The organism is Streptomyces sp. NPDC004542 (assembly GCF_040610035.1).
Lineage (GTDB): Bacteria > Actinomycetota > Actinomycetes > Streptomycetales > Streptomycetaceae > Streptomyces.
Genome location: NZ_JBEXLP010000087.1, coordinates 14,925 through 29,852, shown reverse-complemented (window position 1 = coordinate 29,852; position 14,928 = coordinate 14,925). Strand labels below are relative to the sequence as shown.

The 14,928-nt window shown below is 71.3% G+C and carries 14 protein-coding genes and 1 pseudogene; 8 read left to right on the top strand and 7 right to left on the bottom strand.

Annotation, left to right across the window (positions count from 1 at the left end; all coding sequences use genetic code 11):
* Positions 1-1,522, bottom strand: a pseudogene (locus tag ABZX30_RS31400) (hypothetical protein); the annotation flags it as partial.
* A 369-nt stretch (positions 1,523-1,891) separates the two neighbouring features.
* On the opposite strand from ABZX30_RS31400, the gene ABZX30_RS31395 reads away from it, so the two are divergent.
* Positions 1,892-2,959 carry an alpha/beta hydrolase gene (locus tag ABZX30_RS31395; RefSeq protein WP_355939639.1) on the top strand — a complete coding sequence of 356 codons (1,068 nt, stop codon included), beginning with the start codon at positions 1,892-1,894 and terminating at the stop codon, positions 2,957-2,959.
* Positions 2,960-3,088: 129 nt separating this feature from the next.
* Positions 3,089-3,697 (top strand): TetR/AcrR family transcriptional regulator, encoded by a 609-nt coding sequence (locus ABZX30_RS31390; RefSeq protein WP_355939636.1) that lies wholly within the window; start codon positions 3,089-3,091, stop codon positions 3,695-3,697.
* On the opposite strand, the gene ABZX30_RS31385 is transcribed toward ABZX30_RS31390, so the two are convergent.
* Positions 3,688-4,242, bottom strand: a complete 555-nt coding sequence (locus ABZX30_RS31385; protein ID WP_355939645.1) for a CGNR zinc finger domain-containing protein — start codon at positions 4,240-4,242, stop codon at positions 3,688-3,690. The two genes, ABZX30_RS31390 and ABZX30_RS31385, sit on opposite strands and share 10 nt — an antisense overlap.
* A 215-nt stretch (positions 4,243-4,457) precedes the next feature.
* Entirely contained in the window at positions 4,458-5,978 is a 1,521-nt protein-coding gene (locus ABZX30_RS31380) for a catalase (RefSeq protein ID WP_355939633.1), read from the bottom strand.
* 478 nt (positions 5,979-6,456) lie between these two features.
* Between ABZX30_RS31380 and ABZX30_RS31375 the strand changes: the two genes are divergently transcribed.
* On the top strand, positions 6,457-7,035 hold the full coding sequence (locus tag ABZX30_RS31375) for a fasciclin domain-containing protein (protein WP_355939630.1): 579 nt from the start codon (positions 6,457-6,459) through the stop codon (positions 7,033-7,035).
* 115 nt (positions 7,036-7,150) lie between these two features.
* On the opposite strand, the gene ABZX30_RS31370 is transcribed toward ABZX30_RS31375, so the two are convergent.
* The gene (locus ABZX30_RS31370) at positions 7,151-7,396 is read right to left on the bottom strand and encodes a ferredoxin (RefSeq protein ID WP_355939627.1); all 246 of its coding nucleotides are present in this window, start codon (positions 7,394-7,396) and stop codon (positions 7,151-7,153) included.
* A 6-nt stretch (positions 7,397-7,402) separates the two neighbouring features.
* Positions 7,403-8,029 (bottom strand): NADH-ubiquinone oxidoreductase-F iron-sulfur binding region domain-containing protein, encoded by a 627-nt coding sequence (locus ABZX30_RS31365; protein ID WP_355939624.1) that lies wholly within the window; start codon positions 8,027-8,029, stop codon positions 7,403-7,405.
* Between ABZX30_RS31365 and ABZX30_RS31360 the strand changes: the two genes are divergently transcribed.
* From ABZX30_RS31360 to ABZX30_RS31340, 5 genes are all read left to right on the top strand, one after another.
* Positions 8,028-8,213, top strand: a complete 186-nt coding sequence (locus ABZX30_RS31360; RefSeq protein ID WP_355939621.1) for a hypothetical protein — start codon at positions 8,028-8,030, stop codon at positions 8,211-8,213. The genes ABZX30_RS31365 and ABZX30_RS31360 overlap by 2 nt on opposite strands.
* A gap of 259 nt (positions 8,214-8,472) precedes the next feature.
* Positions 8,473-10,353, top strand: coding sequence for an amidohydrolase (locus tag ABZX30_RS31355; RefSeq protein ID WP_355939642.1), 1,881 nt, complete (start codon positions 8,473-8,475; stop codon positions 10,351-10,353).
* A gap of 141 nt (positions 10,354-10,494) precedes the next feature.
* Positions 10,495-11,157, top strand: coding sequence for a hydrolase (locus ABZX30_RS31350; protein WP_355939618.1), 663 nt, complete (start codon positions 10,495-10,497; stop codon positions 11,155-11,157).
* 49 nt (positions 11,158-11,206) lie between these two features.
* Entirely contained in the window at positions 11,207-11,743 is a 537-nt protein-coding gene (locus ABZX30_RS31345; RefSeq protein WP_355939616.1) for a DoxX family protein, read from the top strand.
* Complete coding sequence (locus ABZX30_RS31340) at positions 11,724-12,461, top strand: YoaK family protein (RefSeq protein ID WP_355939613.1); 738 nt, start codon at positions 11,724-11,726, stop codon at positions 12,459-12,461. The genes ABZX30_RS31345 and ABZX30_RS31340 overlap by 20 nt, the downstream gene beginning before the upstream one ends.
* 53 nt (positions 12,462-12,514) lie before the next feature.
* On the opposite strand, the gene ABZX30_RS31335 is transcribed toward ABZX30_RS31340, so the two are convergent.
* Together ABZX30_RS31335 and ABZX30_RS31330 are read right to left on the bottom strand one after the other, a co-directional pair.
* Complete coding sequence (locus ABZX30_RS31335; protein WP_355939611.1) at positions 12,515-13,531, bottom strand: helix-turn-helix domain-containing protein; 1,017 nt, start codon at positions 13,529-13,531, stop codon at positions 12,515-12,517.
* Positions 13,532-13,597: 66 nt separating this feature from the next.
* A complete protein-coding gene (locus tag ABZX30_RS31330; protein ID WP_355939608.1) occupies positions 13,598-14,851 on the bottom strand; it encodes an ROK family protein in 1,254 nt (417 codons plus the stop codon).
* Between the last annotated feature and the right edge of the window lie 77 nt (positions 14,852-14,928).

Genomic DNA, 14,928 nt, shown 5'->3' with positions numbered 1-14,928 from the left:
TCGGTCTCGGACTCGTCGCCGGCCAGGGTGCCGGCCACGGACCCCGGTCCACGGCTGCCGGGACGGCGGTCGCCGGTGCCGTGCCGGCCGTGCCGGCCGCGGGCCGGGCGGTCACATCCGGTGCCGTGCCGTTTCCGGCGAAGTGGCCCTCCGCCCTGGCCGGCTGCTCGGCGCGCCGCGTCCCGTGCGGCACGGCCCGCTCCGCGACCGGCCGCGGCTCCGGCCCCGACGCGGTCCGGGCAGCCCGGCCCGGCCCGGCATCGGTCACTTCCGCGTGACCCGCACCCGAAGCCGTCCTGACGGCGGGAGCCGTCACCGTCGGCACACCCAGCCGGTCGAGCGCGTCCACCGCGTTCACCGCGCCGCCCGACGACGAACGCGACGTGCCGTGCAGCGCCGCCTCGGCCCCCGCGCCCGGAGCAGCCCCGGGGCCACCGCGCGGCGCCGCGAACACCGCCCCGTCTCCGCCTACGGCACTGTTGCGCCGCGCATCGTCAAAGGCCTCACGGACACCTCCCGCCCCGTGCCCCACCCCTTCGTGCAGCAAGCCCGTACTCAACTCGCTCACGCCCGACGTCCAGAAGCTCGTCGCGAACGCGCTCCACGAGAACGGCGTCCCGAAGAAGGCCATGGCCAGCAGCGACTCCGGCAACGCCTCGGTCAGGCCGTCGGCCACGAACTCCGGGACCCGGCGCGCCGACGACGCGATCCGCTCCCCCACCGAAGCGTTCGCATGTCCGTTCCCCGGCAGCTCCCGCCCCGCCTTCGACGTGACGTCACCCGTGACGTCCTTGAACAGCCCCTCACCCGGACGGCGCGAGAACAGGCCGTTGAACCGCCCCGCCATGTCCCGCAACGGACCCGAAAGCCACCCCGCGGTCCCGCCGAACGCCGCGCTCTGCCCCACCGCCCGCCAGTCCACCCCGGACGGCCGCCAACCCGAGTCGTTGAACACCATCATCCCGAGCCGTACCACCAGCGTCTGAAACGCCTCCTCCAGCGCCTCGCTCAGACTCGGCATCAGATGCGTGCGCCGCAAGAACAGATCCAACGCCGTCAGAAGAGCGACCTTCGACCGCGCCTTGGCCGCCGCCGCCTCGCCCGCCGCCGCCGGGTTGATCCACGCCGTCGCCGCCAGGATCAGCAGTTCCAGCAGCAAGCGGATCAGCTCGGCGATGATCTGCCACTTGCTCTCCTGGATGTTCAGCGACTGGTCACGATGCCCCTGGGCCACATCCCGCAGGCTCCGCTCGTACTCCCGCAGATGGTTCGTCCCCCCGTCAGCACCCGTCAGGACCGACATCGCCCGCTTGTACGCCCGCCCCGCGTCCCCCGGCAGCGTGTGATCGACGTACGCCACCGAAGCACCGATGTCGTCCTGGAGTTCCTTCATACGGCGCCCGAACTCGGCCAGCTTCTCGCTGCTGATCCGCGCCCCCGTCTCGCTCGCCTCCGGCAGAGCCGACCCCACCAGAGCGATCAGAACGCCGTTCATCGCCTCCGAGACCCTCAGGTCACCCATGGTCAAGCGCCTGCCGGATTCCGCCCGCTCGGCCTGGCATACGGCCCCATCTGCCCGAGGCGGTCGCCGCCGACGCCCGCCCCGTCCCCGGCCTGCTGCGTTCCCCGCGCGTCATGCCCCGCTCTCCTGGATCAAAGCAACGACCGTCCGTCCGGCGAGCGGGCGAGCCGCCCCCGGGTCAACGTAGGCCCGACCAGTGACCGGAAACTGACCAACGCCACCCCGCCGACGACGTCACCTGTTTGACAGGTGACGATTGGCGAGGGAACAGTGAGCACGACCTCGCACCGCGGTGGACCCTGAAGAACGAAGGCCGGGAACGCCTGTGACAGCCACATCCATCCACTTCCGCAGGGCGGAGAACACCACATGATCAACAGGCGCACCTTCCACAGGGCCGCGGGCCTCGGCACCGGCGCGGCCGCCGTCGCGCTGGCCGGACCGCCGACAGGCGCGACGGCGGCACCCGCTCAGGGCGAGGCGGCTGTCACCCCGGCACCGGCCGTGCCGGCGGTGACCCCGGGCACGCACACCTCGTTCGCCCGGCTGAAGCAGGTCAGGGCCGGTGTACTGGACGTCGGCTACGCCGAGGACGGCCCCGGGCACGGACCCGTCGTCATCTGCCTGCACGGCTGGCCCTACGACATCCACAGCTACGCCGACGTCACTCCGCTGCTCGCCGCGCGGGGCTACCGGGTCATCGTGCCCTTCCTCCGTGGCCACGGCACCACGCGCTTCCTGTCCTCCCGGACGTTCCGCAACGCCCAGCAGTCAGCGATCGCCCTGGACATCATCGCCCTGATGGACGCGCTCAAGATCGACAAGGCCCTGCTCGCCGGCTTCGACTGGGGCTCGCGCACCGCGGACATCATCGCGGCCCTGTGGCCGGAGCGCGTCAAGGCACTGGTGTCCGTGAGCGGATACCTCATCACCGATGTGGAGGCGCAGAAGAAACCCCTGCCGCCCAAAGCCGAGTACGCCTGGTGGTACCAGTACTACTTCGCCACCGAACGGGGCCGCCTGGCGATGGAGGACAAGACCGACCGGCACGATCTGTGCCGGCTCGTCTGGGACACCGTCTCCCCGACCTGGCACTTCGACGACGCCACCTTCGAGCGCACGGCCGCCGCGTTCGAGAACCCCGACCACGCGGCGATCGTGATCCACAACTACCGCTGGCGGCTGGGCCTCGCCGACGGGGAACGCCGCTACGACCGCTACGAGAGGCTGCTCGCCACCCGTCCGGTCATCGAGGTGCCCACGATCACCATCGACGCCGAGCGCGACCCGTTCGTCGCAGCCGGCAACGGCGCTTCGTACCGCGACCGGTTCACGGGCCCGTACGCCCACCGCACACTGAGCGGGATCGGTCACGACGTGCCGCAGGAGGCACCCACCGCCTTCGCCCAGGCCGTGGTCGACGTGGACCACTTCTGAGGCCGGCGCCCGGTTGCGTCCCGCGGAGTGGTCGGAACCGGGCGCCCCGCCCGCGGACCTCACCACACGGACCTCGGGCGGGGCCCGCGTGGCCCAGCCGGCATAGTCGGTCGGTCGTATACTTCCGTCATGGGCCGGACAAGTGATGCCAAGGAAAGGATCCTCACCGCCGCACACCCCCTGCTCGAGCGACGCGGCTACTCGGCCCTGGGCGTAGCGGAGATCTGCACGGCGGCAGGCGTTCCGAAGGGCAGCTTCTACTATTTCTTCGCGTCGAAGGAAGCCCTTGCCCTGGCGGTGATCGACGAGCACTGGGCCACAGAGAAGCGCGAGTGGGACCGGATCCTGGGCAGCGACGCCGAGCCGCTCGAGCGACTGCGACGCCTGTTCGAGGCGACAGAGGCCGGCCAGCGGGCCGGTCAGAAGAGCTGCGGATCGATCTCGGGCTGCCTGTTCGGCAACCTCTCCCTGGAGATGGGCAACCAGACCGAGGCCATGCGCGAGCGGCTCCAGGAGATCTTCGAAGCCCGGACCGAGACGGTCGCCCGAGTCATCACCGAGGCCCAGGAGCGCGGCGAGGCGGCCGTGCCGGACGCGCGAGCGGCCGCCCAGTCGGTGGTCGCCCAGCTCGAGGGCCAGGTCCTGTTCGCCAAGCTCTACAACGACACCGCGCCGTTGGGCACCTTGTGGGTCAACTGCCTGGCTCTGCTGGGCGCCAAGGCGCCGGTTCACGCCTGAGAGCGTGCGGTCCGCTTGCGCGCGCGGTAGGCGGCGGCTTTGATCCTGTTGCCGCACGGGTCCATGGCGCACCACTCCCGCCGGCTCCCGTGCGACCGGTCGAGATAGACCTGCGTGCACTCGCCGCGACTGCATTCCCTCAGCAGCGCCGACTCAGGGCCTCCGAGCAGTTCCACGGCCTGCCGGGCGATCGTCGACAGTGCCTGCTCCGGCGTCGCCTCGACCTGGCGGCGCCCCCGCCGGACGAGTTGCGGCACGGAGGACGGCGTCCGCGCGATGTCGTTGACCACCGCCAGGGCGTCGGCCCCGTAATCGTCACCCGCCAGCGTGGCCACGACGAGGCGGTAGACCGCCTCACGCAGAGCGATGGCCCGCTTCAGGTCGGACGGTCCGCATGACGTGTCTGCGTCGACGAGACCCGACTCACGGAACCATGCCTCAAGACTCTCCGGGGAGGTGAGCATCTCGGTGGGCGCCGCGTTGCGCCGCGCGCGCAGGGTGCCGACGAAGTCCAGCACCGGGGCACCACACTTGAAGGAATGCATCATGTCACCATCTTGACAGGTGACGAACCGCGCGGCAATCAGCGTCCCCGCCGAGGAAGGTCAGCGGGTAAGGCCGGACTTCGTCGACACCACCACCCCGTGGCACCCGATGCACCCGCACGGCCTCAGCTGCCGGCTCGGCACCGGCGGCTCGCCGCGCATTCCGCTCGCGCGGAGCGCTGGTCGTCACCAGCGCTCCGCTGGGCCTGCGCACCTCACGCCTTGTGCTGCATGGAGCTCCGTGCCGGGTTGCCCTGTTCGGCGGCCTTGGGGTCCTTCTCGCCGGCCTTGGCCCGGACGCCGTCGGCGATGCGCTTGCCGATGGTCTCGTCGATGTGGGACCAGTATGCGAAGGCGCGTTCGAGGACGGGTTCACTCACTCCGTTGAGGAGGTGCCCGACGACATTGTCGACCAGACGGTCGCGGGCGGCGTCGTCCATGACCTCGCGCACCAGGGTGCCGGGCTGCCCCCAGTCGTCGTCCTCGGGATGGGAGACGTAGGCGGCGCGGGTGATCTCGCCGTCGGCCGTCCAGCTCGGCGGGGAACCGTAATGCTCCGTGTCGGCCGCGGGGCCGCCCTTGGAGTTCGGGGCGTACACCGGGTCGGTGGTGTTCCGGTACGCCATCGCCCCGTCCTTGGAGTAGGTGTGGACGTCGACGACGGGCGCGTTCACGGGCAGTTGCTGGTAGTTGCCGCCGATACGGTGGCGGTGGGCGTCCGCGTAGGAGAACAGCCGGGCCAGCAGCATGCGGTCCGGGCTCGGTCCGATGCCCGGAACGAAGTTGTTGGGCTGGAAGGCCGCCTGCTCGATCTGGGCGTGGTTGTCGGTGGGGTTGCGGTCGAGCACCATGCGGCCGACCCGGATGAGCGGATAGTCCCCGTGCGGCCACACCTTGGTGAGGTCGAACGGGTTGAACCGGTAGCCCGCGGCCTCCTCGTACGGCATCACCTGCACGTACAGGGTCCAGCTGGGATGGTCGCCGTCCCGGATGTGCTCGAAGAGGTCGCGGGTGTGGTAGTCGGTGTCGGCCGCGGCCATCTGGTCGGCCTCGTGCTGGGTGAAGAACTCGATGCCCTGGTCGGTCTTGAAGTGGTACTTCACCCAGAACCGCTCCCCGGCGGCGTTGATCCACATGTAGGCGTGGGAGGTGTAGCCGTTCATGTGGCGCCAGGTCCGCGGGATGCCCCGGTCCCCCATCAGCCAGGTGACCTGGTGGGCGGACTCCGGGGACAGGGTCCAGAAGTCCCACTGCATGTCGTGGTCGCGCAGGTTGTTGTCGGCACGGCGCTTCTGGGACCGGATGAAGTGCTGGAACTTCATCGGGTCCTTCACGAAGAACACCGGAGTGTTGTTCCCGACCATGTCGTAGTTGCCTTCGCTGGTGTAGAACTTCACCGCGAAGCCGCGCGGGTCACGCCAGGTGTCCGGGCTGCCGCGCTCACCGGCGACGGTGGAGAAGCGGGCTACCAGGTCGGTGCGGGTGCCGGGCTGGAACACGGCCGCTTTCGTGTACGCACTGACATCGTCGGTCACCTGGAAGTACCCGAACGCGCCGCTCCCCTTGGCGTGCGGCTGACGCTCGGGAATCCGCTCGCGGTTGAACTGCGCCATCTGCTCGATCAGGTAGGCGTCCTGCAGCAGGATCGGTCCCCCGGGCCCCACGGTCAAAGAGTGCTCGTCACTCTCCACCGGCGCGCCGGAGTCGGTCGTGGTGGCGGGTCGGATCTCCGTCATGACTCTGCCTTCCCTAGTGCGTCAGCAGCGACGTCGGGCCCTCGGGCACCGACGTCCGACCAGTGTGGTACGGCTGCCGCCTCTGTGCGCCGCACGCCACGCGGACGCGACGCCGCGGCAGCACCTTCGTCTCCCCACGCCGCGTGACCCGAAGCAGGCAGGGCAAACATCCTCATTTTTCTCCACAGGGCGACGAGGGTGCGTTGACAGGGCTCTGACCTGCACAGACACCGGGACGCTGGATTTCGGCCCGATCGACGTGCGGCCGGTGGAGCCGGCCGGCGCCCTCGCCCGGGAGCCCGGCGTCGAGATGCGGTCACCCAACCGGGTGGATACGCTCACTGAGTGGCCGGGTGACGGCGGCCCGATGACGGCCCTGGGCCGCGGCACAGCAGCCGCCCCACCCCGCCCGGCAGAACGAAGACTGCCGCAGACGAATCCTCTGCACTGTTCACGCCTCCACGGGAGGAAGGTTGCGATGAGGTTTGTTCGCATACGTACAGCAAGGGGCACCGCCGCAGCTCTGGTCGCCGTGCCGCTCGCCCTAGGAGGTCTGGGGTCGCAGAGCCACGCGCAGGCCCCGTCTCCCAGCTCGTCGGGGACGTTCGGGCCCGGGTGCTCCGCGCTGTCCCAGAAGGCCAGCACGGTCAAGGACAAGGTCGTCGAAGCCGCCGCCGCGTACCCACAGCTCAGCCAGCTGGTCTCGGCCACGGTCAGAGCGAAGCTGAACAGCGCCCTCGACGGGAAGCCCGACGTCACCATCTTCGCCCCGGACAACAAGGCGTTCCAGAACGTGACCGTGGAACAGCTCTCCTCGCTCCTCAACAACGAGGGTCAGCTGAAGAAGGTGCTCGGCTACCACGTCGTGGACAAGCAGATCACCCCGGACGAACTCTCCAACGGCTCCTTCACGACGGTGGAGGGCAGCAAGCTGACCACGTCGGGCTCGGGCACCGACTACAAGGTCAACGGCAAGGCGAACATCGTCTGCGGCAACATCAAGGCCGCGAACGCCACCATCTACGTCATCGACTCGGTGCTCCAGCCCCCGTCCTGACGCGTGGTCCGTGCCCGACCGGCCAGATGCACACCGGCGAGGGCGACGACGAGGCCGAGCGCTGTCGCGAGCTGCGACCAGCGTTCGGCCCGTTGACGTCAGGTCAAGAACCGGTTCACGTGCGCTGTGCCGACCCGCGTTCCAGGGCCCGTCCCGGTGTCCGGTCCAGACGCAAGGCCAGGGCCGGGCACGCCGCCACGGCGCGCCGTGCATGCCCGAGGGCTTCGCCCGTGAGCGGGGCGGATCCCCTCACCGGGTAACCCCGTTCGTCCAACTCGATGGCTTCCGGAAGGAGTTCGGCGCACAGGCCGTAGCCGCCGCATGCGATGCGGTCGATTCCGAGCAAGTGGGTGGCGGTCATGTTCCGTCACCTCCATTCCCGGTCGTCGGGTGCCGGCGTGTCGAAGGCCGGCAGTACGGGCTCGTGTCCGGCCGTGGCGCACGGACCGTGGCTCAGGTGGTGCCGTACGTCGGCGGCGAAGACCCTGAGGGCGGTGGCCGCGAGACGTGACGCGCCGTCGGGGTGCCGGCAGGCGCCGCGGCCGGCGAGCAGCCCCGCCCGGTCCTCCAGCCGCCGCATCGCGCGCGGGTCCGGACGCCCCCGGGCCAGGTCCCGGAAATCCGCCGCGACCGCCGGCGGCCCGAGCCGGCACGGGCCGCACTGCCGTGCGCTCTGTGCCGCGAGGTATCCGAGCACCCTGGCCGTCTCGGCCAGACCGCAGGCGCGGGCGGGAAGCGCCACGATCACTCCGGCACCGGGTCCCGCGCCGAGGTGCGCCAGGTCCTGCTTGGCGAACGGGACGTTCAGCGCCCGTCCCGCCGGCAGCCGGCTGCCGAAGAACCCGCCCAGCAGGAGAGCCCCGAGCGGTTCCGCGGCTTCCCCGGCGACATCCAGCGCCGCACCGAGAAGCCGGCCCATCGGTGGTGACAAGGCGTCCGCGAGCCGGTTCGGCGGCCTCGCGGCACCGCCGTCGGCCGAAGGAGGTCCGCCCATGTCCGGCCCCGTGCACGACCCCGACCCGGTACGGCGACGCGAGCGCGGACTCCGGCGGGTGGGCACCGCGACTCGCCGGACCGCCACCGCCGCGACGGCCGCGGCCCTGCTGCTCGGAGCCGGCTACGCACACGTGCTGCCGGGCGTCTCCGGGCCGGCGCAGACGACGACCGGGGCGTCCTGACCTCCTTCCCCAGACCTGACGGCCGAACGGAGAGGCGCTGCCGGGGCAGCGGCCGTCGCGCACGCCGGTGCGCTGCCGGGCAAGTACCTGTGCGCTGTCCAGAAAGCGGACCGGCACGGTGCGGCATAGCGTGACCGGCGAAGCAGCCGCAGCACGGTCCCAGGTACACCTCGCCGACACCACGTGGGGACCCGGGCGTGCGGCCTCGACGGAGATCCCACGCCGTACGCCCCTCAGGAGGTTGTCCAAGGTGTCCACGATGCCGGTCGCCGGGCTGATTCCGCGCGCCACCGACGACGCGGCGGACCTCGTCGTCCGCAACGCCAAGATCCACACCGGCGACCCGCGCCTGCCGCAGGCCGCGGCGATAGCCATCCGGGACGGTGTCATCACCGCCGTCGGTGACGACAAGGACGTGGCCGGCCAGGTGGGTCCCGCCACGCGCGTGGTCGACGCGCTCGGCCGCCGGATGATCCCCGGCCTCAACGACGCCCACCTGCACGTGATCCGCGGCGGCCTCAACTACGTGCTGGAACTGCGCTGGGACGGCGTCCGCACCCTGCGCCAGGGCCTGGCCATGCTGCGCGAGCAGGCGGCCCGGACCCCCAAGGGCCAGTGGGTGCGCGTGGTCGGCGGCTGGTCTGCCGAGCAGTTCGCCGAGCGGCGGCTGCCCACCGTCGCCGAGCTGAACGCCGCCGCACCGGACACCCCGGTCTTCGTCCTGCACCTCTACCAGTCCGCCGTCCTCAACCGCGCGGCCCTGCGGGCGGTGGGCTACGACAAGCACACCCCCGACCCGCGGGGCGGGCAGATCATGCGGGGCCGCGACGGCGAGCCCACCGGCATGCTGCTCGCGGCCCCCAGCGCCCTGATCCTCTACTCGACGCTGGCCAAGGCCCCGGTGCTGGACGAGGAGCACCGCAAGACGTCCACCCGCCACTTCCTGCGGGAGCTGAACAGGTTCGGGCTCACCTCGGCGATCGACGCGGCGGGCGGCTTCCAGAACTTCCCCGAGAACTACGAGACGGTGGCGGAACTGGCCAGGGAGGGCGAGCTGTCCCTGCGCATCGCCTACCACCTGTTCCCGCAGACCGCGGGCCAGGAGATCGACGACCTCACCCGGTGGATCGGTATGGTCCGGCCCGAGGACGGAGACGAGTGGCTGCGTCTCAACGGCGCCGGAGAGAACCTCACCTGGGCGGCGGCGGACTTCGAGAACTTCGCCGAGCCGCGCCCGGAGCACGCGCCCGACTACGAGGTGGAGTTCGAGAAGGCGGTACGCCTGCTCATGGAGAACGGCTGGGGCTTTCGCCTGCACGCCACCTACGACGAGACGATCCGCCGCGACCTGGCCGTGTTCGAGAAGCTCGCCGCGGAGGGGCTCTTCCCCGGCGGCAACCGCTGGCTGTTCGACCACGCGGAGACCGTGTCGGCGGACAGCCTCGACCGCATCGTCGCCCTCGGCGGGGCCATGTCGGTGCAGAACCGGCTGTCCTTCCAGGGCGAGGCGTTCGTACGCCGCTACGGCCCGGGGGCCGCCGCGGACGCCCCGCCGGTCCGCGCGATGCTGGGCCGGGGCCTGACCGTCGGCGCCGGCACCGACGCCACCCGCGTCTCCTCGTACAACCCGTGGCTCGCGCTGCACTGGCTGGTCACCGGCCGCACGGTCGGTGACCTGGTCATCCACCCGCCGCACAACCGCGTCGACCGGGAAACGGCACTGGAGATGTTCACCCGGGCCGGTGCCGCGCTCACCGGGGAGCAGAACCTCAAGGGCGTACTGCGTCCGGGCTTCCTCGGTGATCTCACGGTGCTGTCGGAGGACTACTTCTCGGTGCCCGACCCGGAGATCGCGCACATCGAAGCCCTGCTGACGGTCGTCGGCGGCCGGATCGTCTACGCGGCCGGAGAGTACGAGGGCATCGACGAGCAGATGCCCGCGGTGACACCGGAATGGAGCCCGGTGGCGCACTTCGGCGGCTACCAGGCGGCCCCGGTGCGGGGCGGATCGGGAGTGCGCCAGGCCGAACTGCTCGGCGAGGCCGCAGCGGAATCGGAGCTGCACCGCCAGTGGCGCGCCCGCCGCGGCCTCGTCCCGGAGGCCGGCGGCCCGGTCTTCGATCCCTGCTTCTCCCTCTGAGCCAGGCGGCGCGGCAGCACCGCCGCGCCGCCGCGCCACGACGACGTCGCGGCCTCAAGACCTTCTCACCCCGGTCACGGACGACCGTCCGTGACCGGCACCATCCATCACCGTCACCACCCATCGCCGAAAGGGAAACTCATGGTCCACATCACCGAGGTCACCGCCGCTCCCAGCCCCGACCTGCTGACCCCCGACAACTGCGCGGTGCTGTTCGTGGACCACCAGCCGCAGATGTTCTTCGGCACGGGCAGCGGCGACCGCACCGCCATCATCAACGCGACCGTCGGCCTGGCCAAGGCCGCCAGGGTCTTCGACGTCCCCGTCGTGCTGAGCACCGTGGCCGCCGAGTCCTTCTCCGGCCCGCTCATGCCGCAGCTGGCGGACGTCTTCCCCGACCAGAAGATCATCGATCGCACCACGATGAACGCCTGGGAGGACGTCGCCTTCGTCGAGGCCGTGAAGGCGACCGGCCGCAAGAAGCTCGTCATCGCCGGCCTGTGGACCGAGGTCTGCGTCGTGCTGCCCGCGCTGTCCGCGCTCGCCCAGGGCTACGAGGTCTACGTCGTCACCGACGCGTCCGGCGGTGTCAGCCCGCAGGCCCACGAGCACGCCGTCCAGCGGATGGTCCAGGCCGGCGTGGTGCCGGTGACCTGGGTGCAGGTGCTCCTCGAGCTCCAGCGTGACTGGGCGCGTACGGACACCTACCTTCCCGTCATGGACGTCGTGAAGGAGAACGGCGGCACCTACGGTCTCGGGGTCGTCTACGCGCAGGCCTTCATCGGCGAGCACGCCGCCGGCTGAGCCGCCCCGCACGGGTGACGACGGACGTCAGGGACAGGCGGACAACACGATGGACAGCGGACTGTTGGTGCTCCGGCTGGTGGTGGGACTCCTCATCGCCGGGCACGGGGTGCAGAAGGTCAGTTTCCGGCTGGGGGGCAACGGGCTGGCGGGCGGGACCGAGGAGTTCCGCCGTGACGGCTTCCGCGGCGGGCGGCTCACCGCCCTCGCCGCGGGCGGCAGCCAGATCGGTGCCGGCCTGTTCCTGGCGGCCGGCCTCCTCGACCCCCTGGCGGCGATGGCCGCCATGGGAGTGATGACGGTGGCCGGCACCGTCAAGTGGCACAAGGGGCTGTGGGTGCAGAACGACGGTTACGAGTACCCGCTGGTCCTCGTGACCGCCGCCGCGGCCCTCGCGCTCACCGGACCGGGCCGCTGGTCGCTCGACCACCTCCTCGGGCTGCCCCCGTGGCCGCTGTGGGTCTCCCTCGCGGCCGTCGTCATCGGCCCGGCCGGCGGCCTGATCACCCGCTCGGTGCTGCGGCACGCGCCCGCCACCGGTGACCCGACGGACGAAAGGGAGCGGCATGCGCAGGCTGCTGGCTGACGCCACTCACACCCTCGCCCCGCCGAAGGGCGACCGGCACGGGCCCCTGCCGCCGCTGATGCTGCTGCTGACGGTGGTGACCGGTCTCATCGACGCCGTGAGCTACCTGGCGCTCGGCCGGGTCTTCGTCGCCAACATGACCGGCAACGTGGTCTTCCTGGGCTTCGCCCTGGCGGGCGCGCCGGGTCTGTCCGTACCCGCGTCCCTCGTGTCGATGCTGTCGTTCCTCGCCGGAGCGCTGACGGGAGGGCGGTTCGGCACCCGGTTCGCGGCACACCGCGGCCGGCTCCTGACCATGACGACGGCCGTCCAGGCCGTGCTCGTCGCCGGTACCGTCGTCGGGGTCGCTCTCGCGCACGGCGAGGTGACCGGCCCGGTGCGGTACACCCTCATCGTGTTCCTGGGCCTCGCCATGGGCCTGCAGAACGCGGCCGCGCGACGGCTCGGGGTCCCGGACCTGACCACGACCGTCCTGACGCTGACCCTGACCGGACTGGCCGCGGACTCCTCTCCGGCCGGCGGGTCGGCCCCCCGGCCCGGCCGGCGCCTGCTGTCCGTCCTCGCCATGTTCCTCGGAGCGCTCGTGGGCGCCCTGCTCCTGGGACACGGCGAGCCGCTCTTCGTCCTGGGGGCGGCGCTGCTGCTGCTCGTGGTGACGTCGGTGGCCGCGCACCGCCTGTCGGCCTCCGACCCCGCCTGGACCAGGCCGGCGTCATGAGGAACCCCGGCGGGTTCCGCGCCGGGGGTGGGTCCGCTGTGGGTGACCCGGCTTCAGGCGGCCAGGGTCCCCGCCGATGACGGGAGGCGCGGCGCCGGGTCCTGGGTGCCGCGCCACTCACGGGGGGCCATACCGTAGGCGGCCCGGAACACCCGGCTGAAGTGCGCGGCGCTGGTGAATCCCCACCGGTGAGCCACCGCGGCGATCGTGACGTCCGGGTGGAGCGCCAGGTCGCGCCGGCACTCCTGAAGGCGGCGACGCTGGATCCACCGGCCGACCGTGGCCTCCTCGCTCTCGAACAGCTTGTGCAGATGGCGCAGCGATATGTGATGGGCCCGGGCGATGGCCCGGGGGGTCAGATCGGGGTCGGCGAGATGACGGTCGATGAACGCCTGGATCCGCAGCAGCACCGCCCGGTTGCCGTCGGGCGGTTCCGCGGCCGACCGGCCGAGAACCTCGTCGGCCATGACCCCGAGCAGGTCCACGACGTTGCGGGCCATCAGCTCGCTGGTGCGGGGCGGGTAGTCCCGGGCCCCGTCCACGAGCCCGGCCAGAAAGGGCGAGAGCAGACCGCCGAGGGGTGTGTCGGGGCCCAGTGGACAGGCCGTGACCTGAGCCATGTCGGACTCCCTCAGACCCAGGACGTCTCTCGGCAGCACCAGGGACTTCGTCCGGAAGTGCTGGGGAAGCGTCAGCTTGAGGGGGCGCGCCATGTCGTAGACGAAGACGTCCCCGGGGCCGAGGAGTGCTTCACGGCCGTCCTGTTCCAGGCGGGCGACTCCTCGGTCCAGCAACTTCACGACGACGTACTCGTCCTGGTCGTCCTGGCTGACGAGCCGGCGTGTGCGCAGGGCGGACAGGCAGTCGCCGTCCACGGTGACGGCCTGAAGCCGGCCGAGCGGCGTCGCACGGATCGTGCCGGAGTACACCTCGTCGGGAACGGTCATGTTCACGGCACCGAACGTCTCGGACAGGGCTCCGCGCCAGTAGGCGCGTCGGTGGGGCACGGGCAGTGCATCGGTGGTGTGGAAGCTGCCGGGGGCGCTTCTGTCCTGAACGTCCGGCGCCATGGTCCTCGCCCTTCGAATGGTGTGTGCCCGGCGAACGCCGCTCCCCGGGTGGCACTCTACTGACTGTCAGCTTCGCCGCGGGCCCACGATGGTCTCCAGGGCGTGCTCGATGCCGAGCACCAGGGCCCCGGCGATGCCGCCCCGCTCCCGCAGCGTCGCGTGCTCGATGATCAGGTTTCTGCTGGCCAGCGGACGCGCGCCGCTGTACACGGCGCCGCGGACGATGGCGAGCAGATCGTCGCTGTACTCGATCAGCCCGCCACCGAGGACGATGCGGCGCGGGTTGAGCAGGTTGCACACGGAGACCAGCACCTCGCCGAGGCCCTCGGCGGCCACGCGGACCACGTCGACCGCCAGGGGGTCGTGGAACGAGAGGCGTTCGAAGAGGGCCGTGATGGCGTCGTCCCAGGTGTCCGGCGAGGCCGCTTGGATGCCGATGCGCCGGGCCATGGCGGGCAGCGACGCCACGGACTGCAGGCAGCCGCGGCGACCGCAGGAGCACAGGACGTCGTCCGCGCCGCTCACCGGGATGTGCCCCAGGTCACCCGCGCCACCGTCGAAGCCGCGGAAGATCCTGCCGGAGTTGTCGACGATCCCGGCGCCGATCCCGGCCGCGATCTTCACGCTCACCAACGGCAGTTGATCGGCCGGGAGCACGGCCGACTCACCGAGCGCCCGGAGGTTGACGTCGTTCTCGGCCAGGACGTGCGTCCCCAGCTGTTCGGCCAGCTCGGACACGACGGGGTAGCCGTCCCAGTCCGGCATCACCGACGGCCGGACGGCGATCCCGCTCGAGGAGTCGACCCGGGCGGGCAGGCCGAGGACCGCGCAGTGCAGCCGCTGGTCCCGGCCGGCTCGTCGCAGGGCGTGGCGGACCGCCTCGCGGATCCTGCGGATCGCGGGCTCGGGTCCGATGGAGACGTCGAGCTGCATCTCCTCCATGGCGATGATGTGCTGGTTCAGCTCGGCCACCGCGATACGGGTGCGGGTCGCCCCCATGTCGATGGCCACGACGGCACCGGCGCGCGAGGAGATCACCAGGCGGTCGGCCGGGCGGCCCCGGCCGGGTACGGCCCTGGTCCCGCTCGTCTCCAGCACCCCGCTCTCCTTCAGCGCGTCGACGTGTCCCGACACCGTGGACCGCGGAAGGCCGGTCGCGGACACGATGTCGGCCTTGGACTGGGCGGTCCCGCTCGCCACCAGCATCGCCAACTGGCCGAGCAGCAGCTCGGACTGGGGCAGGATCGTGCGCGTGCCGGCCGGCAGACGGAGCACGGGGAGCGCGACGGCATCGAGCGGGACCCGGTTCTTGAGTGCCATAAATAACCAGTCCCGTCATTAATTCGTCATTGAACGGCACTATAAGCGGCTCCTAGTGTGCGAGGCCACACGCGGGC

What these genes read in the sequence shown, in the direction of transcription:
- ABZX30_RS31395 (WP_355939639.1), top strand. Translation starts at nt 1,892, where the DNA reads ATGATCAACAGGCGCACCTTCCACAGGGCCGCGGGCCTCGGCACCGGC.
- ABZX30_RS31390 (WP_355939636.1), top strand. Translation starts at nt 3,089, where the DNA reads ATGGGCCGGACAAGTGATGCCAAGGAAAGGATCCTCACCGCCGCACAC.
- ABZX30_RS31385 (WP_355939645.1), bottom strand. Translation starts at nt 4,242, where the DNA reads ATGCATTCCTTCAAGTGTGGTGCCCCGGTGCTGGACTTCGTCGGCACC.
- ABZX30_RS31380 (WP_355939633.1), bottom strand. Translation starts at nt 5,978, where the DNA reads ATGACGGAGATCCGACCCGCCACCACGACCGACTCCGGCGCGCCGGTG.
- ABZX30_RS31375 (WP_355939630.1), top strand. Translation starts at nt 6,457, where the DNA reads ATGAGGTTTGTTCGCATACGTACAGCAAGGGGCACCGCCGCAGCTCTG.
- ABZX30_RS31370 (WP_355939627.1), bottom strand. Translation starts at nt 7,396, where the DNA reads ATGACCGCCACCCACTTGCTCGGAATCGACCGCATCGCATGCGGCGGC.
- ABZX30_RS31360 (WP_355939621.1), top strand. Translation starts at nt 8,028, where the DNA reads ATGTCCGGCCCCGTGCACGACCCCGACCCGGTACGGCGACGCGAGCGC.
- ABZX30_RS31365 (WP_355939624.1), bottom strand. Translation starts at nt 8,029, where the DNA reads ATGGGCGGACCTCCTTCGGCCGACGGCGGTGCCGCGAGGCCGCCGAAC.
- ABZX30_RS31355 (WP_355939642.1), top strand. Translation starts at nt 8,473, where the DNA reads ATGCCGGTCGCCGGGCTGATTCCGCGCGCCACCGACGACGCGGCGGAC.
- ABZX30_RS31350 (WP_355939618.1), top strand. Translation starts at nt 10,495, where the DNA reads ATGGTCCACATCACCGAGGTCACCGCCGCTCCCAGCCCCGACCTGCTG.
- ABZX30_RS31345 (WP_355939616.1), top strand. Translation starts at nt 11,207, where the DNA reads ATGGACAGCGGACTGTTGGTGCTCCGGCTGGTGGTGGGACTCCTCATC.
- ABZX30_RS31340 (WP_355939613.1), top strand. Translation starts at nt 11,724, where the DNA reads ATGCGCAGGCTGCTGGCTGACGCCACTCACACCCTCGCCCCGCCGAAG.
- ABZX30_RS31335 (WP_355939611.1), bottom strand. Translation starts at nt 13,531, where the DNA reads ATGGCGCCGGACGTTCAGGACAGAAGCGCCCCCGGCAGCTTCCACACC.
- ABZX30_RS31330 (WP_355939608.1), bottom strand. Translation starts at nt 14,851, where the DNA reads ATGGCACTCAAGAACCGGGTCCCGCTCGATGCCGTCGCGCTCCCCGTG.